We start from the raw sequence: 18,066 nt of genomic DNA, 5'->3' as shown, positions 1-18,066 counted from the left end.
TTAACTGGCTTCCAATCGAGCCTCCAACATCGCTAATTTACGCTTCAGAGTGGCATTTTCTTGCACCAGCCCCTGGTTACGCCGCAGTAAATCCTGTTGCAAAGCAATCTGCCGTTCATTTCTCCGTTGGCGATCGCGTAGATCCCTTAACACCACCATGGCGTATTGCAGTTGGCCCTGCTGATCAAAAATGGGAGTTCCCGTCACCTCCAAGGGAATAATTTGTCCCCCCTGGCGGATTTCCATGTCATCCACCTGATGGGATTCTCCCTGGAGAGCCCTAAGCAAAGGTTGTTCTGTGAGGGGATAAAGTTGATTTGTGCCGATTTGATAGGCTTGGTAAATATCGTTTAACCGGTCGATCGCCGCTTCGGGCCAGAGGCCTTTGCCTAGGAGCTCAATGGCGGCGAGGTTGGCATAGACTGGTCGTCCCTGGGCATCGACAACGAAAACACCAAGGGGCAGAGCATCGAAAAAATTTTTAAACTCCATACGGGGACTAAAACTGGTGCCATCGTCGGGGGATGGCAGATATTCGGTAAAGGTAAGGGCTATTTTTTAGGATAAATCAGGAAAACTTCTGTTTCTTTTTGCTCCGGGATGCAATGCGGGGGGAGGTTGCTTTACGCTTTTTCGGGGCAACTTCTTCCACGCCAAGATTTGGATTTTCCGGCATAACAATAGGAACGGTGAAATGGAACTGGGTGCCATGGTTTTTGCCATCGGAAGCGGCCCAGATTTCCCCTCCCCAACCGCTAACAATTTGGCGACAGATGGCCAGGCCAATGCCAGTGCCCCCCCGACTGCGGCGTAAAGCTCCTTCTTCTTGGTAAAAACGGTCAAACACGGTTTCCAAGCGGTTAGGCTCAATACCTCGCCCTGTATCGGTGATGGTGACTTCCAATTGGGACGGATTCGGGCGATCGACAGCGATGGAAATCCTACCATTGGTGGGGGTAAACTTGATGGCGTTATCCAAAAGCTTGGTCAACAATTCCACTAACCATTCCCCGTCCGCCTCCACCATGGGAGTTTCGCCATTCACCTGATTGACAATGACAGGTACTTCCTGGCCCCGATTGTGGGCTCGGATATGGCTCAAGGAAAGCTCCACACATTCTTCTAGGGAAATTGGCTCTGCGTTCCATTCCACTCGTCCACTTTCCAGTTGAGATAGCGTGAGAAAGTCCTGCACCAGTTTGCGCATCCTCTCCGCATCTTCCAGGGCAGTGTTCAACATTACCTGTCTCAATTCCTGGGGCATATCCGGCTCCGTGGCCAGGCTTTCCAAACACACTTGGATAGTGGAAAGGGGGGTGCGTAGTTCATGCCCTGTAATGGCCACCAGGTTAGACCGAGTGCGGTCTAGGGCAGCTAATTGCTCATTCAATTCCTGTAGGTTGGCATAGGATTCTGCTTGGATCAGTGCTACCCCAATTTGGGTGGCCACCCCTTCCACTAGGGTAAGGGCATCGTCCTCCCACTCCGTGGGGGCAGGACCACAGTGGTGAAATTCCATCATGCCCAGCAACCTTTCCCGATAAAAAATTGGCACTAACATCCAGGACAGAATGGCACAACTCTTCACCAGGGTTTTCACTTCCCCCGTAGAAGGCTCCGGTTCCCCTAACCTTGGATCTCGGTCGATGTTGTCGATGGCGATCGCCTCCTTGAGGACCACCACCTCCTGAAAAAGGGGATTATCTTTGAGGGGCCAGGGATAACCCTTGATGGAACCAACACCGCTACCGAGGAATTCATGGTTAATGGTCGCCACTGTATCATCAGCACTACAGCGGTAAATCACACAACGGCAAATGCCCAAACCTTGGCCTAGTTTTTCCACCGCCACCTGCATAATTTCCTCGGGATCAAGGGAACGTCGCACCGCCCCTGTGATGGAGTTAAGCAGTCTCTCCCGCTCTTCTTTGTCCTGCAAATTACGATTGGCTTTGATTAACTTATACTGTCCAGCTTGGAGATAGGTGATTAACCGTTGTACAAAGGGATCAGGGTTATCGTCAATGCCCCGGGGGGGAACAGTGCAGGAAGGCTGGAGCCAGGTTTGGGTCGCCTCCTCGATTTTGGCTTGTAACTCTGGACGGTAGGCTAAAATCCGTTGTAGCAATAGTTGGGCTGCAACTCGACTCACCTGGCGATCAAAGGTCCAAACACCTTCAAAACGGCGGTTACTATCCCATTTATCCTGGGTCGGTCGTTCTCGACAAATTAGACAACTGGCATAACGATCGCCAATGACAATCAAATGCCATTCCTGGGCGAGGCTGTCTTCAGGAGTAAAGGCAATGGTTTCGTAAATGCCGGAGTTGTGTTTAAATTCCGTCTCCGGAGCGGAGAGCACGTAAACCTGACTGCTCTTATCGGCAATACGTCGATAACGGTGGGCTTCTTGACGATAAAATCTCTCCCGCTGAAAAGCCGCAATGATCAGGGGATTGCCCGCTGTACTTTCCGCTAGTACCTGGTCTTCCATGGCGTGGGACAAGGCCGTGAGGGAAGACTTGAAGTAGGTTTGGGCCCGCAGATTGGGTAAAGCCTGCAATAGCTCTGTAAGAACAGACGGGGAGTTGCTCATCGCTCCTGAAAAAAGGGGAGGAAGAATGGCGAAAAACTAACTCCTAGAATACCAATGAAGGGAGAACTATCCCACACCGATGGGACGGGACGGTTGGTCATGGGCCAGAAAAAATCCCCCGAACATCAAACCCGGAGGATAGGCGCAGGAAAAAGAGGCTGGGGCGGTCTGGAGACACTAACCGCCAAAAATTTGCTCCTTTAGTGCACCAAATTCGGAAGCCAACTCTTGGCGCTTTTCAGCTTTCCAAAGGTAACGCCAGATAAACCAAGCGGTGTAGCCCATGCCGATCAACTGTAAAGTTGGTGCCAATAAAGGAATATCATTAATGGCATCGAGCACAGCAATCAAGATTTTGACGCTGATAATGCCCAACAGGATTATGCCCAGGGAAATGAGGGGTTGCTTGTTGTCCTCGAAAAACTCCCCGGTCATTTGAGGAATTTTACCCAGCACTTCCCACACCGGTTGTAGCCATTCCTGCCAAGCCTGGTCGGTGATTGGGGACTTTTGGGGATTGGGAGTAGTGATTGGTCCTACATCGGTTTTAATCCCGGCAGTTGCTGTCTTTTGTTCTTCCATCTTCAACCAGTCCTTTATTATTCGGATTGAATGTTTACGGCCCACAGCTTCCCATATTGGGGCACTGTTTAGCTTCTGCCCATATTATCGGAAAATTGCTTTTTACACCCCGTCTTGGGCCAGGGCTTTTCCACTTTGACTAATGGCAAAGGCAAAGCAGTGGTGGAAACCCCTAGGCTCAGTAAAGAGGACTTGGGGTGGTATAAATCCTACTTTTTGGCCAATTTCTGCCATGGTAGCCACCAATTCGGGGAAATCGCACTCCTTTATATGGGCAGCGATCGCCTGGAGTTGGTCGGGGGCAAGGGCAGTCCATTGACTTTCGGCCTTAGCTAAATAGGCTTCAATATACTGCTGTCGATTTTGCTCGGGCTGACGAAAAACGTCGTAGATAACTAGGCATCCCCCAGGGCGCAGCAGAGAAAAGCAATGGGCAAAAAATTGTTCCTTTTCTTCTGGGAGCAGATGGTGCAAAGAAAAACCGACGTGAATCAGATCAAAGCTGGCTGGGGCGGTTTGGTTGGCTTCACCCAGATAGGTCAAAAAATCCGTTTCCCTTAGCTCCACCTGTCGAAAAGGGTCCAAATTTTTCTGGGCTAGGGCCAGGGCATTGGGGGATAAATCTACCCCTGTATAGGAATTGATTTTACTCCCCGTCAAAGTTTTGGCGATCGCCTGGGCATCCCCACAGCCAAGGTCCAAAAAATCAAACGGGCGATCGAACTGTTGTTGAATCAAAGCCCCCACCGCCTGGTGAATTTGCCGATGGGCCATGTAATTGTGGTCAACCAACTGCTGATAGGTTTGCCATTGCTGAAAAAATTGTTTGGTTTGTTCAGTGGGTCTGGGGGAACTGGCCATGGCAAGTAATAACGGGATGAATGGTTAACTAATGGCGGGAAAACCGCTGTCCCTGGAGGCTAAACGGGCTTTACCAGCGGCGGCCCACTCCTGCAAAAATTGGATTTGTTCTTTGGCGGTGCGAGCTAAGGGCACCACTTGGCTCGCGGCGGAAAGAATGTCATCGGTGGTAAATTCCCGATTCTGGCTAAAGCCAATGTGCATCGCTTCCACCAAAATTTGCTCAATTTCTGCTCCGGAAAAGTCTGGGGTTTCGTAGGCCAGGCGGTGGATATCGTAATCAGCCATTTTATGGGGTCGCAAACGGTTAAGATGCACAGAAAAAATGGCCTCCCTTTCTGTTTTATTGGGCAGTCCCACAAAGAAAATTTCGTCAAAGCGACCTTTCCGCAACAGTTCCGGCGGCAGACTCTGGACATTGTTAGCGGTGGCCACCACAAAGACGGGGGAAGTTTTTTCCGCCAACCAGGTAATGAAAGCCCCAAACACTCTGCTGGTGGTGCCCCCATCCCCGTGACTGTCCATGCTCCCAAAGGCTTTATCAATTTCGTCAATCCAAAACACACAGGGGGCTAACGCTTCCGCGAGGTTGATCATCTGCCTGGTGCGGGCTTCCGATTCTCCTACCAAACCGCCAAATAATCGGCCCACATCCAACCTTAACAACGGTAAATGCCAATGGTGGGCGATCGCCTTAGCGGTGAGGGATTTGCCAGTGCCTTGGATGCCGGCCAGTAGTAAACCCCGGGGATAAGGTAAACCGTAACGACGGGCTTGCTCACTAAAGGCTCCTCCCCGCCGGAGCAACCAGTCCTTGAGATTATCTAGGCCTCCAATGTCGCTGATGCGTTCACTGGCGGGATAAAAATCAAGAATTTGGGTTTGGCGGATGGATTGACGTTTTTCTTCTAGCATCAATTCCACATCGTCTGCCCCCAACTGGCCATGGTCTGCTAGGCAACGGGCCAACACCCGCCGAATTCTTTCCATGGATAAACCTTGGGCTGCGCGACTCCACTCATCTCGCAGGGAAGACTCTACTTTTTGTCCCAAACCCGTCAACAACCGTTCAATTTCTCCTTGAATTTCGGCACTACTGGGCAGAGGAAAATCCATCACCGTAATGATTTCGGCCAACTCATTGGGGATGTAGATTTGGGGTGCGACAATGACAAGATTTTTAGCTTCGGCCTTGAGACGGCGAGCAAGGTTGCGTAGTTTTCGGGAAATGGAAACGTCGTCTAGAAAACGATTAAAATCCCGCAGGACAAAAATGCCATTACTACTGGCGGGTAATTTTTCGATAAATTCCAAGGCTTGGAGGGGATTGCGGCGGCCCACATTGGCTCCGTTGGGGTTGCCCTGGTACCCTTCTACAAAATCCCAATAGTAAACTGAGCGATTGCCCAACCTCTGGGCACTGCTGGCGATCGCCATTTCCAGTCGTTCTTCTTCCTGGGTGGGAATGTAGAGCAGGGGATAACAGGCCCGCAATAGTAATTCAAATTCTTCACTAAAAGTCATGGGCAAATAACTAGTCTGGTGGAAAAAACTGGTCGTGGTAGGGACAACGGTTACAATTATGTCGGTGGGCCAGGGGGGTACGGTGTCGATGCCAAGCGGCTAATCCTTGACGAAATTGCTGGAGCAAATCGGTTAACTCCCTTTCAGTGGCCCGGTGCTGAGCTTCGTTGTAAGTAATGGTATAGTGCTGAATTTTTTCCGGTGACTGCACAAACCAATAGGTCATGGATAACTGTTCGGGGGAATAGGAACTAGTTTCTGCCAACACGTACAGGTAAAGCTTAGTCTGCCAATGGTGGTGGAGTTTTTCCGGTTTGGCCGGCTGGGGATAGGTTTTCCAATCAAAAATTTCCCCCTGCTCCGGGGTGAGCACCAACAGGTCATAGACTACTGTCAATAAAACATCATCCCTGGCTAGGGTGCGTTGATGTTCAGCCTGCCTTTGGCCGGGGGGGAGGTGGAGCGCCGGCACTGTGGCAATTAAATTTTTTAGGGAATCCAGTAGGCTAACGTCCTGGGGGTCAAGGCTCTGGGCTGCTAAAGTTTCCAAGGGCAAACCCAAAGTCCATTGTTGAACCAGTTGGTGAAAATTTTGGCCCCATTCCGTTTTGACCTGGCGCTGGGGTTCTAGTAAACCGCCCAACTGTTCCCAATAACGCCGTTGAAATTGGGGCGGACAAACACTCAACAGTTGCAGGTGACCTTGGCTGAGGGAAAAATAGGGGGCAGTCATGGGCTTTGCTGGGCGGCAAGGGCGATCGCCAGGGGAAAGAGGCGATGTTCTTGGACTTGAATGCGTTGATGGAGAGTCTCCCCCGTATCATCAGCCAGAATGGGCACTACCGCCTGGGCCACAATGGGGCCACTATCCACCGTTGCTTCGGCATAATGGACTGTGCAACCACTCACTTTCACCCCCGCCGCCAAGGCCTGTTCCACAGCCCGCACACCTCGAAAACTAGGCAATAAACTGGGGTGGATATTCAACACCCGACGGCTAAAAGCATCTAATAGTACTGGAGTGACAATACGCATCCACCCGGCCATGATCACCCATTCCACCCCTGCTTGGCGAAAATGCTCAACAATATCTTGATCCAAATCTTCCCGGCTGTCGTAGTCCCGATGGTTGAGTAATCGGTGGGGCACCCCATGGTCCATGGCCCGTTTCCTAACCCCAGCATTAGGGTTGTTGTAAATCACCAGTTTCACCACTGCATTTAACTTTCCCTCCTTAATGGCCTTGGCGATCGCCTCAAAATTACTACCACTACCGGATGCCATTATCCCAAGGGATAAACAGCGGGGTTGGGGAATATTCCCTAAAGCAACGGGGGGGGAAATAAAACTCAAGTTATTCGACAAATCTGACATAGCCGACATAGGTTAAAAATTAGGGGCTTGGGCCCCGGAGCAATCCTGCCCTCAACGGGCTAACTTTGACATCCGATGGCGATAGAATGGGGAGCGATGTCTTTATAAAATGAGGTTAACGCGATATGACCCCTTCTTTAGCAAACTTTCTCTGGAGCCTGGTTTTAGGGGCTGCCATTGTGCTGATCCCCGCCACCGTCGGGTTAATTTTCATCAGCCAAAAAGACAAAATCACCCGTTCCTAGGTTTTTCCCTGGACAATTTAGATAGTGAAAACCTCCAGTCGGCCATAGTTTCCGAAGCTGGAGGCTCATTTTTAGTAGACCTGTTTTGATTAACTATGCCCCTGGCGATCGCCTAGATGGGAGTTCAGGGTAAGGGAACAAAGCAAAAATTCCCACCGCAAGACTAATCCAGGTAGCCCATCAGGGTGTTGGGATCATCAATCTCGTTGGAAGCTACGGGACGATTGCCAGCGGTGATTTCGCTGATGTGGAGATGGCTCAGGGCAATGGGGCGATTACCGGAAACGGTCATGGTACTGCTCACTTCCATGGTGCTGGCCCCCACTGGTCTGGTGGCTCCCATAGAACCATAAGTACTTACCACATGGATCTTGCTGGCTTCAATCGGTCGATTAGTGGGCATGCCCTTGGGGGTAGGCAGTAGATCAAGACCACCGATATGCTTGGGCTTCACCAAGGCGGACTCATCTTTGCTGGAACCGGCTCTAGGACGACGGCTCCGGTTAGCGGCAGTGGTTTTGCTGGCGGTTTCTTCGTTGGGGGTGGTGTTGGGCCCCTGCTGTTCCTCAGTCATGCTGTTTATCTCCTTAATATAAATATTCGATTAATTGATCAACAATAAAGCACTGTGCGAGACAGACAGGCCACCCACCGTGTTTTGTTAGCATTACTCTGCTTGTCTTCAAAGATACACCGCTGAATGGCCAGCCACGATAGTTATCTTTAATCAGCCCTATTATCCCAGACTATAGCTCCTTTGCCGCCATGACTTCTGACCTCTTTTCCCTCCATGCGCCCTTTCGTCCTACCGGAGATCAACCCACGGCGATCGCCAGTTTGATCGAGTCTTTGCAGGGAGAGCACAAGTTTCAAACCCTGCTGGGGGCAACGGGAACGGGGAAAACCTTCACCATGGCTTCGGTTATTGCGGAGTTGGGACGACCAACATTGGTATTAGCCCACAATAAAACCTTGGCGGCCCAATTATGTAATGAATTGCGGCAATTTTTTCCCGAAAACGCGGTTGAATACTTCATTAGTTATTACGACTATTACCAGCCAGAAGCCTATATTCCCGTCACCGATACCTATATCGAAAAAACGGCTTCTATCAACGATGAGATTGATATGTTGCGTCACTCCGCCACCCGTTCTCTGTTTGAACGACGGGATGTAATTGTGGTAGCTTCCATCAGTTGCATTTACGGTTTGGGTATTCCCAGCCAATATCTCAAAGCGGCCGTTCCTCTGCAAGTGGGTGCCGAATATGATCCCCGCCTAGTAATTCGGGATTTGGTCAATGTGCAATATAGCCGCAACGATGTGGAATTACAACGGGGACGATTTCGCCTCAAAGGAGATGTGTTGGAAATTGTGCCGGCCTATGAAGATCGGGTGATTCGCATCGAATTTTTTGGTGACGAAGTGGAAGCTCTACGGTTAATTGATCCGGTCAGCGGCGAAATTTTGCAAAGTTTAGACAGAATCAGCATTTATCCCGCCCGTCACTTTGTCACCCCAGAAGAAACCCTAGAAAAAGCCTGTCAGCAAATTCAAACGGAAATGGAACAACAGGTAGCTTTTTTAGAAAAAAATAATCTGTTGGTAGAAGCTCAAAGATTAAGTCAACGCACCCGTTATGACTTGGAAATGCTCCGAGAAGTGGGCTATTGCAACGGAGTAGAAAATTATTCCCGCTATCTAGCCGATCGCCAGGCGGGGGAACCACCGGAATGTTTAGTGGATTATTTTCCCGAAGATTGGTTATTAGTAATTGATGAATCCCATGTGACTATTCCCCAATTGCGGGGTATGTATAATGGCGACCAGGCCAGAAAAAAAGTTTTAATTGACCATGGCTTTCGTCTGCCCAGTGCGGCGGATAATCGCCCCCTAAAAGCAGAAGAATTTTGGCAAAAAGTTAAACAGTGTGTGTTTGTTTCTGCCACTCCGGGAGTTTGGGAAATAGAGCAATCGGAAGCAAGGGTAATTGAGCAGGTAATTCGCCCCACTGGAGTTCTTGATCCGGAAATTTTTGTCCGTCCCACCACCGGCCAGGTGGATGATTTATACGGGGAAATTCAAACCAGGGTAAAGCTGAAAGAACGGGTATTAATCACAACTTTAACTAAACGGATGGCGGAGGATTTAACCGATTATTTTTCTGAACGGGGCATCAAGGTTCAATATCTCCATTCCGAGATTCAATCTATTCAACGTATTGAGATTTTACAAGCTTTACGAGACGGGGAATTTGATGTGTTAATTGGGGTAAATTTATTGCGGGAAGGGTTAGATTTACCGGAAGTTTCCCTAGTAGCTATTATGGATGCAGATAAAGAAGGCTTTTTGCGGGCAGAGCGTTCTTTAATTCAAACCATTGGCCGGGCCGCCCGTCATATTCGGGGACAGGCGATTTTATATGCTGATAATTTCACCGACAGTATGCAAAAGGCAATCGCCGAAACGGAAAGGAGGCGGAAAATCCAACAAGAATATAACGAAAAGCACGGTATTACCCCTCAACCGATTAATAAACGGGCTAACAATGCCATTTTGCAATTTCTTGATATTTCCCGTCGTTTAAACAGTCAACAGTTGGAGGAAGTATATGAACAAGCCCAGGATTTACCCCTAGAAAAAATCCCCGATTTAATTCAACAATTGGAGGAAAAAATGCAAGAAGCGGCCAAAAAACAGGAATTTGAAGTAGCTGCCATCTACCGAGACCGCATTCAACATTTGCGTGATCGGCTTTTGGGCCACAAAAAGTAAATTGGCCGCGCCAAACGCTTTACGGCATCAATGGTTTGGAAACGGCGATCGCCAAAATGGTTGGCTTTTTTGGAACCTACTTCAGGGGCTTTAATATCATCATCATCCCAAAAGCAAGGAGATTCCTATCCGCCCAAACAACGACAATCTGGTGGACAATGGCTGGGTTAGCCATTCGGAGGATGCCAATTAAGCTGCCGGTAAAGTGACTGTTTCTAGCCAAAAGGATTCAATCCCTTGCACCATCTTGAATAAATCCTTCAAATTGCGGGATTTGGTTAAATAACAATTAACGTGGAGTTCGTAACTGGCAATCACATCATCCTCATTGTGGGAAGTGGTTAACACTACCACGGGAATTCTTTTTAGGTCCGGGTTTTGTTTGATTTCCGCCAACACTTCCCGGCCATCCTTTTTAGGAAGATTTAAATCCAGCAAAATTAGGTTGGGGCGAGGGGAATTTTCGTATTCTCCCTGTTGCTGTAAAAAGGCCATGGCCGCCAAACCATCCCGGAGAATGATCAGTTCGTGGTCGATGGTGCTGGTTTTCAACACCTCCTGGACAAGGCGGCTGTCGGCTTTGCTATCTTCCACCAGCAAAATGACCTTGGGGGGATTAGATTCGTCGGACATGGTTCAATACCTTTTTAGTTGCCAATGGGGATGGAGAAGTAGAATGTGGAGCCCTCCCCTGGGTTGGACTCTAGCCAAATTTGCCCTTGGTGGCCTTCGATGATTTTTTTGCAAATGGCTAGCCCCATGCCGGTGCCTTTATATTCATCCCTGGTGTGGAGTCGTTGGAAAATGACAAAAATCCGCTCGAAGAATTGGGGGTCAATGCCAATGCCGTTGTCTTGGACCGCAAACACCCAGGCATCCTCCTGGCGATCGCCCCAGATTTTAATTTTGGGTGACTTGTCCCCGGCAAACTTGATGCCATTGGCGATCAGGTTCTGGAATACCTGCATGAGCTGAATTTGATCCGCCATTACTGCGGGCATGGAACCCACTTCAATTTCTGCTCCACTTTCTTCAATCCGTTGCTTCAGGTTAGCCAGAGCTTTGTCCACCACTTCTTGCACATCGGTGAAAGTTAGTTGGGCATACTGGGTATCTACCTTGGCGTAGGTCAAAATATCATCAATCAAAGTCTGCATCAGGGAAACCCCTGTCACAGCAAAATCGATGAAGTCTTTGGCATCTTCGTCTAGAGCTTCGCTGTAGCGCATTTCTAGCAGTTGTACATAATTGCTCACTTGGTTGAGCGGTTCCTGTAAATCATGGGAAGCAATGTAGGCAAATTTCTTTAAATCAGCGTTGGAGCGTTCCAAGTTGCGGGCTAACTGGGCCAATTCTTCTGCCTGGCGCAAAATGAGGTTGACGATCGCCTTTTTCAGGGCCAGGGCACTTTGGATTTCCACCGATTGCCAGGGCAAAGATTGGAGTCGGACAATTTCTTTCCAGAGGTCAAAGGATTGGCGGGGATGGAGCTCGATTTTACCGTCTTCCTGGGTAGCTTCGTAAGCATGATTTGGGTCACCGCCCCAATTAACCGTTTGCAACACTTCAGGGCGAAACCAGAGCAAAAAGTTGTGACGGGCAATGGGAATGGCCAATAAGCCACTGGCCACGGATTTAAAATTCACTGCATCAGGATAAATTTGTGAGAGGGAAGAGGTGAAGAAAACGTCTTGCACTTCCCGATTCTCCAACCATTGCAGTAAATATTGCACTGCTTTCTCGTCCGGGGTTTCCCCTACTAAAATCAATTTTTCCCCAAAGCAAATGGCCGCCCCCTGGGAGCCCGTTAATCCCAACAGGCGATCGGGATGATTAGTTAATCCTTCGACAAAATCCGCCGCCGTGGTCATTTTGTCCAATAAAACCGCTTCATGCTCCGCCAACTGCACCCGGTAATCGAAGGTTTCCGTATCTTCCTGGGCGGAAATGTTGCTAAACACCACCCGACCAAAAAATTCGCAGGCTTTACGCAGTTCAAAGGGAATTACTTTGGGGGTTTGATGGTGGCAGGCAATGAGCCCCCAGAGATGGCCGTCCTTAATTAGGGAAATGGTTAAAGACGCTCCTACCCCCATATTTTTCAGATAGGTCAAGTGGCAATGGTACGCACTGCGCAGAATGGATTCTGTTAAATCCACCGCTCGGTTGGTGCTGGGGTTAACCGCTGGGGTCAGGGGCACCGCCACACCATAAACATCGGGAATTACTCGAATGGGGTTGTGGATAAATAGCCGACGGGCGGGTTGGGGAATATCCGATTCGGGATAGTGCAGGCCCAAATAGGGTTCCATATCATCCCGTTTATCTTCGGCAATGACATCACCGTGGTTATTTTCATCAAAGCGGTATAGCATCACCCGGTCAAAGCCAGTCATACGGCGGACTTCTTCGACAATAACATCGTAGAAATCCCGTAGATTAGCTTGTTGGCGCAACCGATTCAGGGCAGCGTTGGCCATGTGATAAAAACCGAGGAAGGGCAGATTATCGGAAGTGTAGGCTGGCTCTAGTTCACATACCAATAAACCGTCACTGTTGCGATGAAAAACCCCGTCAAAAATGACAAAGTCGTCCCCCATGACCCGCGCCCAAAGTTTACTGGGGTTGAGGCTGCTGATTTGTCCGGCCGTTAGGCGACTCTGGATGGGATCAATCTGAAAGCTATCAAACACTTCCCCTAGGGTTCTGCCCAACAAATCCTCTGGCGATCGCCCTAAAATGCCGGTGCAGTTGGCGCTAATTTGGCTGATGGTGAGGTCTGGTTCCTGCAGGACCACCACTAAACCGTGGGGCTGAATCAGGTGGGCGGTGTGGATGGCGAGGGTTTCTAGCTGACGGAGGGATTGGTCGCTGAGTTGTACGGTGGTGGCCATGGGTTTTTCCCTTAACTGTCTATGGGGAGAGGCTGATACCAATCACGACCGAGGCCGCAAATTTGGCTTTAAACTGGTTAGCAATAATGGCGGACTGGCCAACAACTCCATCTCCGTCCCTGGAGCGATAACGGCCAAATATTCTGGGTGCTTTCATCCTAACGAAGCTTTTTTATTTCCAAACCGCAACGTTACACAACGAAACTCTTTTGCAATTTTTCTTAATGATTAGCCAGATTATCCACCCTGGCTGACTGTCCCTTGGCGATCGCCATTTTGACTAAATTTGGGCTTTGATTGTTTAATTATTTGTAACTGTCAATCCGGCGATTGGCTACCTCTAACCTCCAAAACCCCTAGCCTTTCCTTTTTGTTACTTGGGTGGGTGTCCGTCAAACAAACTGTCCGAAATAAATCCATCTTTGCGGGTGGGCTTTGCCCCCTATAATTTTCGATGACTAGCGACGATGCCGCGGCCGGTTTAGTAAGGGTTCTCGATGCTGCCCAGGGAGCTTTCCTTGCCCTCGATTCCTATGGCGGTAATGATCGGAGTCGGGCGGTGTTGGCCATGGCGGAGGCGTTGGAACGTTCCTTTGCCCAAATTTTGGAAGCCAATACCTTGGACTTGGTGGTGAGTCGGGAAATGTCCGTGGCGGATTGTCTCTGTGAATGGCTCAAGCTCACCCCGGAAAGGTTGCAAAACACAGTGACTATCCTGAAGCGTTTGGCTTCCCTGCCGGATCCCCTCCAGCGAGTTATGGCTTCCCCCTACCAATTTAACCTGGCCCAGACCTATTGCCAGTTAATGCCCTTGGGGGTGGTGGCCCTGGTCTATGAATCCTTTCCTGAATTGGCAGCGATCGCCGCGGGCTTTTGCCTGAAAACGGGGAACAGTCTAGTTCTAAGAAGTTGCGGTGCTTCGAGCCATTCCACGGCGGCTATTTGCGAAATATTGCGGGAAGGTTTACTGGATGCGGATTTACCAGTGGATAGCGTTAGCCATATTCCCAGCGAAACCTCACCCAATGTGCAGGACTTGGTAGGCAATGCCAGCCAGCTCAATTTGGTTATTCCCTATGGCCGCCCCAGTTTTGTGGAACAAATTAGCCAACAATGCACTCCCCCGGTCTTGAAGGCCGCCATGGGCAACTGTTACCTCTACTGGTCTAGTAAAGGGGACTTGGAAATGGTGCGCCAGATGATCATTGACAGCCATGTGGGCCATCCAGATCCGGTCAATGCCATTGAAAAAGTTTTGGTTAGTCCGGGGCAAAATCCAGCGCCCTTGGTACGCCTATTGAACAACTTGCAGGCCAAGGGCTTTAAGCTCCGGGGGGACGCTGAACTCTGTGAGCAATTTCCCGACCATCTCACCCTAGCTAAGGAGAATGAATGGGGTAAAGCTTACCTGGACAGGACAGTGGCCTTTCGCACTACCCAAAACCTGAAAACGGCGATCGCCTGGATCAATAGCCATAGCAGTGGCCACGGGGACTGTATTGCCACGGATTCCTACCAGGAAAGTCGCCAATTTTCCATGGGGGTGGACAGCGCCCTGGTTTATGTGAATATTCCGCCCTATTTTTGTCGTAATCCCCGCCATGGGGAATCATTATTTTTGGGAGTATCGAGCCAAAAGGGTCAAAGGCGCGGCTTAATTGGGCTAGAAGCATTTATGACCCCCAAGCAAATTGTCCAGGGAGAAAGTCGCAGTTGAGCATTTTTTGAGCCATTACCCATGTCCCATTTAAATTCTCTGGCATTACTGACTCTAAAAGTATTACTTCCCTCATTCTTAATCTCCTGGGGCATTAAATTTATTGTGCCTGCCTTTGCTCCCCCACCGGAGTTGCCCTGGGTCTTACTATTGGTGTTCACTCCAGTGCTGGCGATCGCCGTTTGGTTAGGGCTACAGGAATGGCAGGGGAGGAAAATACCATGACCTTTGCCCAATGGTCTGGTTTTATTAGTCTCCTTTTGATGGGGGCAGTCCTGTGGCAGATCCGCCAATTATTGCTACTGCTGTTTGCTGCGGTGGTGCTGGCCAACGGTTTCAACCATCTTTCCCAATGGTTCCAGCGACGGGGCGTCAAAAAACAATTATCCATTCCCCTAGCGGTCATCATTCTACTGTTGGCCCTAGTAATAGTAGTGGCTCTGATCATTCCCCCCTTTGTGGACCAATTCCAGCAACTCCTGACCCTGGTGCCCGCCAGCATTGATGGCACTCTACAATGGCTCCGGAAAATAGCCAGGGCGATCGACCCAGAATTAACCCCCCTCCTGCCCAACTGGCAACAAATTACCGGGCAGATTAGGCCCATTTTGCAAAAATTAGCCGGCAACGGTTTAGGCCTGTTTTACAGCACCCTAGGGTTACCCCTCACCCTTTTACTGTTGATTGTGCTTAGTTTGATGTTTTTGGCTAATCCCAGGGCTTACCGTCAGGGTTTCATCCGTTGTTTCCCCGCTTTTTATCGAGCACGGGTTGATGTAATTCTGAAGGAATCGGAAATCTTGCTAGAAGATTGGCTCCGGTTGGTGGTAGTCAGTGCTGTGGTGGTCACCGCTGCCACTTGGTTCGGTTTAGTTTTACTTCAGGTGCGGCTTCCCCTGGCCCTAGCCCTTGTGGCCGGTATTTTTGTCGTCATTCCCAACATTGGCCCCCTGATTAGTCTAGTCCCCGCCATGGCGATCGCCCTGTTGGATAATGCCTGGAAACCCCTATTGGTGATGGTACTCTATGGACTGATTAATTATTTTGAATTCCATTGGATCACCCTCCATTGCATGGGCAAACCCCAGCCAATTTTGCGGGGAGTTTTACTGTTAGCCCAGGTCTTTTTTGTGAGTGTGTTTGGACTTTTTGGACTGTGGTTGGCGGTGCCCCTAACCCTAGTGGGACAAGTGTTAGTGCAAGAAATACTAATAAAAGATATTCTTGACCGTTGGCAAAGCTCGGAAGACGCTGGAGAAGAAAAACCAACACAAACCTCCCCTGCATTACCAAAATCCTAGAGAGGGGGCCACAGTAGGTTTAACTGACGGATAAGTCGGCCTGAAGGTGAGAATAATCCTCCTGTAAACTCCCACGAAGTCCACATCGACTAGATCTAAATTGAATCAGTCAGGAAATGCTAAATATTAACTTCCAAAGAAGTTTCGCAGTTTTTAACTCTATGCTTGTTCAAAAAATGCCACCCTTCCGTGGTTAGGGAAAGGGAAAGTGAAACCTCCCCCATTTCCCCAGACAGATCTACGCTTTCCTAGAATAATACTCAATTACAAGCAATTCATTGATCTGCAACGCCACCCACTCGCGGTCAATAACACTGTTGACCTTGCCAGTAAACGTATTTTTATCGAACTCCAAATGGGAAGGCACATTGGCCAAACCCGGAAATTCCATATTGGTTTCCACCAATTTACGGGAACGATCCCGATCACGGACACTGACAATATCCCCGGGGCGGCACTGGTAGCTAGGAATATCTACTACTTGGCCATTAACGGTGATGTGGCCGTGGCAGACTAACTGCCGAGCCCCCGGAATGGTGCCAGCCATGCCCAAACGGAACACAGTGTTGTCCAAGCGCATTTCCAGCAGTTCTAACAGAGCTTGTCCGGTGGAACCCGTAGCCCGACGGGCTTTTTTCACATAACGGACCAATTGCTTTTCCGTAATGCCGTAGTTCAACCGTAGTTTCTGTTTTTCTTCTAGCCGAATGGCATACTCAGAACGTTTGCGACGGGCTTGGCCATGTTGGCCGGGGGGGTAGGCACGGCGAGGGGATTTGCGGCTTAAACCGGGTAATTCCCCAAGGCGGCGGACGATCCGCAGACGAGGTCCTCTATAACGAGACATCTTAGTTGGTCATCTCCTAATTAATAATTCCCAAACGTCCCATTATACCCCATTGTCCAAGCAAAACCTAGAGATTATTAGATAAGGTAGCCACTGGATTAGCTTAAATCATTAACTTTGCATTGTAAAAACAAGGCATACAAATACAATACACATCTCAATAGTCAATGTTGTTCTAGTGGGTCGATTATCCTCTCCCACTTTGAATTGAATGAAGAGTTCATACCACTTTCAATATCCTCTATCACTTTGTTGTCATTGTTTCGTTCTTTTTGAGTTTGGTTATCTGCATAGTTTTCTTCTATGCTGCGACGTATGTATTCTCCATCTACTTTTTTTCCCTTCACCTGTTTTTTCACTTTCTGTTTGACACAATATGCAACATTGGCAATAATTAAGCCGAGGTCAATACTCCCGTCATTTATTATACTCTTTACACCTCCTTCAATTGACTCTTCTCCAAAATTTTCTGCTATATATTCAAGTATTGCTTCTCTGTTGATTGAATCTTGAATCTCTTCTTTTTTGTTATTTATGTAATTGACTACCTGGTTGAGATGAGTTTTCAGTTCATCTATTTTTTTATAGTGTGAATTGTAATAATTAATTAAATTGTTGGTACGGCACTTTTCCGCCAGTAGTTCCTCTAATTCATCGTCTCCAGTAAATTGTCTCCTCTGCAAAAAAGTGGTTATTTCATCATACTCCTGCCAATTTTCTAAAAATTGAATGTGCTGGATAGCTTCAACCTCATTAGAATCTTCTATTATTTTTCTGATAGCTTCTTGTTCTGCGCGTGGACAACAAATATATCTTATATCGACATAATCAAACTCTAGAGAATCTCCTCGTGTACATCGCCATTCTCTTTCCCATGTATAGCCCCGTAAGTCTGCATTTTCAAATAGAGGGGAAATTTGTGCTATCAAAAGTTCCATTTCCTTCTTCATTTCATTGGTTGATTTTTGGCTACCATCTACTCTTTTTTTAAGATCTTTGACGTAACTAAACAAAGATTCGTCAAGATAAACAGTAGGATAAACACCTTTATGAACCATTGTCTCTTTGCTAAATCCTAAGCCATACTCTAAGTTGATTCTATCTTTTCTGTCACTCCATCTATATCTAAAAAAATCTAATGCGAAGGGTGGGCTTTCAGTAAAACAAACCATTTTATATGGATGCTTCTCTTTATTTGCACCACGAGGGATATTCAATATTAATTTTTGTTGTTCTAGAATATTTATTAGGCTGTCTTTTGTTGTCAAATGAAATAAATAGGGGGACATGTCCGGTTTTTCACCGGGAGTCAAGTCAAATGTCCGAGTTCTATTTTTGGGGATCTTGTTT

17 protein-coding genes are annotated in these 18,066 nt (G+C 48.5%); 5 read left to right on the top strand and 12 right to left on the bottom strand.

The window, feature by feature from the left end; genetic code table 11:
• The 7 genes from C7I86_RS12335 to purN form a co-directional block, all read right to left on the bottom strand.
• Window positions 1–492 carry a PAS domain-containing protein gene (locus tag C7I86_RS12335; RefSeq protein WP_010873545.1) on the bottom strand — a complete coding sequence of 164 codons (492 nt, stop codon included), beginning with the start codon at window positions 490–492 and terminating at the stop codon, window positions 1–3.
• Between the two features lie 76 nt (window positions 493–568).
• Window positions 569–2,596, bottom strand: coding sequence for a DICT sensory domain-containing protein (locus C7I86_RS12330; protein ID WP_010873544.1), 2,028 nt, complete (start codon window positions 2,594–2,596; stop codon window positions 569–571).
• A 177-nt stretch (window positions 2,597–2,773) separates the two neighbouring features.
• Window positions 2,774–3,178 (bottom strand): CAAD domain-containing protein, encoded by a 405-nt coding sequence (locus tag C7I86_RS12325; RefSeq protein ID WP_020862135.1) that lies wholly within the window; start codon window positions 3,176–3,178, stop codon window positions 2,774–2,776.
• 102 nt (window positions 3,179–3,280) lie between these two features.
• Complete coding sequence (locus tag C7I86_RS12320) at window positions 3,281–4,039, bottom strand: class I SAM-dependent methyltransferase (RefSeq protein WP_010873542.1); 759 nt, start codon at window positions 4,037–4,039, stop codon at window positions 3,281–3,283.
• Window positions 4,040–4,063: 24 nt separating this feature from the next.
• Window positions 4,064–5,563, bottom strand: a complete 1,500-nt coding sequence (locus C7I86_RS12315; protein WP_010873541.1) for an AAA family ATPase — start codon at window positions 5,561–5,563, stop codon at window positions 4,064–4,066.
• 10 nt (window positions 5,564–5,573) lie between these two features.
• Complete coding sequence (locus C7I86_RS12310; RefSeq protein ID WP_010873540.1) at window positions 5,574–6,296, bottom strand: PD-(D/E)XK nuclease family protein; 723 nt, start codon at window positions 6,294–6,296, stop codon at window positions 5,574–5,576.
• A complete protein-coding gene (purN, locus tag C7I86_RS12305; RefSeq protein ID WP_010873539.1) occupies window positions 6,293–6,946 on the bottom strand; it encodes a phosphoribosylglycinamide formyltransferase in 654 nt (217 codons plus the stop codon). Before purN ends, C7I86_RS12310 begins: the two co-directional genes overlap by 4 nt.
• Before the next feature lie 116 nt (window positions 6,947–7,062).
• On the opposite strand from purN, the gene psbX reads away from it, so the two are divergent.
• The gene (gene psbX, locus C7I86_RS12300) at window positions 7,063–7,182 is read left to right on the top strand and encodes a photosystem II reaction center X protein (protein WP_010873538.1); all 120 of its coding nucleotides are present in this window, start codon (window positions 7,063–7,065) and stop codon (window positions 7,180–7,182) included.
• 163 nt (window positions 7,183–7,345) lie between these two features.
• On the opposite strand, the gene C7I86_RS12295 is transcribed toward psbX, so the two are convergent.
• On the bottom strand, window positions 7,346–7,756 hold the full coding sequence (locus C7I86_RS12295; RefSeq protein ID WP_010873537.1) for a hypothetical protein: 411 nt from the start codon (window positions 7,754–7,756) through the stop codon (window positions 7,346–7,348).
• Window positions 7,757–7,947: 191 nt separating this feature from the next.
• On the opposite strand from C7I86_RS12295, the gene uvrB reads away from it, so the two are divergent.
• Window positions 7,948–9,957 carry an excinuclease ABC subunit UvrB gene (gene uvrB / locus C7I86_RS12290; RefSeq protein WP_010873536.1) on the top strand — a complete coding sequence of 670 codons (2,010 nt, stop codon included), beginning with the start codon at window positions 7,948–7,950 and terminating at the stop codon, window positions 9,955–9,957.
• A gap of 189 nt (window positions 9,958–10,146) precedes the next feature.
• On the opposite strand, the gene C7I86_RS12285 is transcribed toward uvrB, so the two are convergent.
• Both C7I86_RS12285 and C7I86_RS12280 read right to left on the bottom strand, forming a co-directional pair.
• Entirely contained in the window at window positions 10,147–10,590 is a 444-nt protein-coding gene (locus C7I86_RS12285) for a response regulator (RefSeq protein ID WP_010873535.1), read from the bottom strand.
• Between the two features lie 14 nt (window positions 10,591–10,604).
• The gene (locus tag C7I86_RS12280; RefSeq protein ID WP_010873534.1) at window positions 10,605–12,851 is read right to left on the bottom strand and encodes an ATP-binding protein; all 2,247 of its coding nucleotides are present in this window, start codon (window positions 12,849–12,851) and stop codon (window positions 10,605–10,607) included.
• 454 nt (window positions 12,852–13,305) lie between these two features.
• On the opposite strand from C7I86_RS12280, the gene C7I86_RS12275 reads away from it, so the two are divergent.
• From C7I86_RS12275 to C7I86_RS12265, 3 genes are read left to right on the top strand one after another with little or no spacing between them, the layout of a single operon-like run.
• Window positions 13,306–14,568, top strand: a complete 1,263-nt coding sequence (locus C7I86_RS12275; protein ID WP_010873533.1) for a gamma-glutamyl-phosphate reductase — start codon at window positions 13,306–13,308, stop codon at window positions 14,566–14,568.
• A gap of 21 nt (window positions 14,569–14,589) precedes the next feature.
• The gene (locus C7I86_RS12270; protein ID WP_041428192.1) at window positions 14,590–14,793 is read left to right on the top strand and encodes a hypothetical protein; all 204 of its coding nucleotides are present in this window, start codon (window positions 14,590–14,592) and stop codon (window positions 14,791–14,793) included.
• A complete protein-coding gene (locus tag C7I86_RS12265; protein ID WP_020862136.1) occupies window positions 14,790–15,869 on the top strand; it encodes an AI-2E family transporter in 1,080 nt (359 codons plus the stop codon). The genes C7I86_RS12270 and C7I86_RS12265 overlap by 4 nt, the downstream gene beginning before the upstream one ends.
• Window positions 15,870–16,107: 238 nt before the next feature.
• Here C7I86_RS12265 and rpsD read toward each other — a convergent pair whose 3' ends face one another.
• Together rpsD and C7I86_RS12255 are read right to left on the bottom strand one after the other, a co-directional pair.
• On the bottom strand, window positions 16,108–16,716 hold the full coding sequence (gene rpsD, locus C7I86_RS12260) for a 30S ribosomal protein S4 (RefSeq protein ID WP_010873531.1): 609 nt from the start codon (window positions 16,714–16,716) through the stop codon (window positions 16,108–16,110).
• 164 nt (window positions 16,717–16,880) lie between these two features.
• On the bottom strand, window positions 16,881–18,005 hold the full coding sequence (locus C7I86_RS12255) for an abortive infection system antitoxin AbiGi family protein (RefSeq protein ID WP_231848037.1): 1,125 nt from the start codon (window positions 18,003–18,005) through the stop codon (window positions 16,881–16,883).
• Window positions 18,006–18,066: the final 61 nt, after the last annotated feature.

Origin of the sequence: Synechocystis sp. IPPAS B-1465 (assembly GCF_003015225.1) — a bacterium.
In the GTDB taxonomy this organism is placed as follows: domain Bacteria; phylum Cyanobacteriota; class Cyanobacteriia; order Cyanobacteriales; family Microcystaceae; genus Synechocystis.
The sequence above is the reverse complement of the archived record's forward strand: the minus strand, read 5'-3'. Positions and strand labels throughout refer to the sequence as shown.

Bases quoted from the DNA above. Each gene is read 5' to 3' on its own strand.
- C7I86_RS12335 (WP_010873545.1), bottom strand. From the start codon at position 492: ATGGAGTTTAAAAATTTTTTCGATGCTCTGCCCCTTGGTGTTTTCGTT.
- C7I86_RS12330 (WP_010873544.1), bottom strand. From the start codon at position 2,596: ATGAGCAACTCCCCGTCTGTTCTTACAGAGCTATTGCAGGCTTTACCC.
- C7I86_RS12325 (WP_020862135.1), bottom strand. From the start codon at position 3,178: ATGGAAGAACAAAAGACAGCAACTGCCGGGATTAAAACCGATGTAGGA.
- C7I86_RS12320 (WP_010873542.1), bottom strand. From the start codon at position 4,039: ATGGCCAGTTCCCCCAGACCCACTGAACAAACCAAACAATTTTTTCAG.
- C7I86_RS12315 (WP_010873541.1), bottom strand. From the start codon at position 5,563: ATGACTTTTAGTGAAGAATTTGAATTACTATTGCGGGCCTGTTATCCC.
- C7I86_RS12310 (WP_010873540.1), bottom strand. From the start codon at position 6,296: ATGACTGCCCCCTATTTTTCCCTCAGCCAAGGTCACCTGCAACTGTTG.
- purN (WP_010873539.1), bottom strand. From the start codon at position 6,946: ATGTCGGCTATGTCAGATTTGTCGAATAACTTGAGTTTTATTTCCCCC.
- psbX (WP_010873538.1), top strand. From the start codon at position 7,063: ATGACCCCTTCTTTAGCAAACTTTCTCTGGAGCCTGGTTTTAGGGGCT.
- C7I86_RS12295 (WP_010873537.1), bottom strand. From the start codon at position 7,756: ATGACTGAGGAACAGCAGGGGCCCAACACCACCCCCAACGAAGAAACC.
- uvrB (WP_010873536.1), top strand. From the start codon at position 7,948: ATGACTTCTGACCTCTTTTCCCTCCATGCGCCCTTTCGTCCTACCGGA.
- C7I86_RS12285 (WP_010873535.1), bottom strand. From the start codon at position 10,590: ATGTCCGACGAATCTAATCCCCCCAAGGTCATTTTGCTGGTGGAAGAT.
- C7I86_RS12280 (WP_010873534.1), bottom strand. From the start codon at position 12,851: ATGGCCACCACCGTACAACTCAGCGACCAATCCCTCCGTCAGCTAGAA.
- C7I86_RS12275 (WP_010873533.1), top strand. From the start codon at position 13,306: ATGACTAGCGACGATGCCGCGGCCGGTTTAGTAAGGGTTCTCGATGCT.
- C7I86_RS12270 (WP_041428192.1), top strand. From the start codon at position 14,590: ATGTCCCATTTAAATTCTCTGGCATTACTGACTCTAAAAGTATTACTT.
- C7I86_RS12265 (WP_020862136.1), top strand. From the start codon at position 14,790: ATGACCTTTGCCCAATGGTCTGGTTTTATTAGTCTCCTTTTGATGGGG.
- rpsD (WP_010873531.1), bottom strand. From the start codon at position 16,716: ATGTCTCGTTATAGAGGACCTCGTCTGCGGATCGTCCGCCGCCTTGGG.
- C7I86_RS12255 (WP_231848037.1), bottom strand. From the start codon at position 18,005: ATGTCCCCCTATTTATTTCATTTGACAACAAAAGACAGCCTAATAAAT.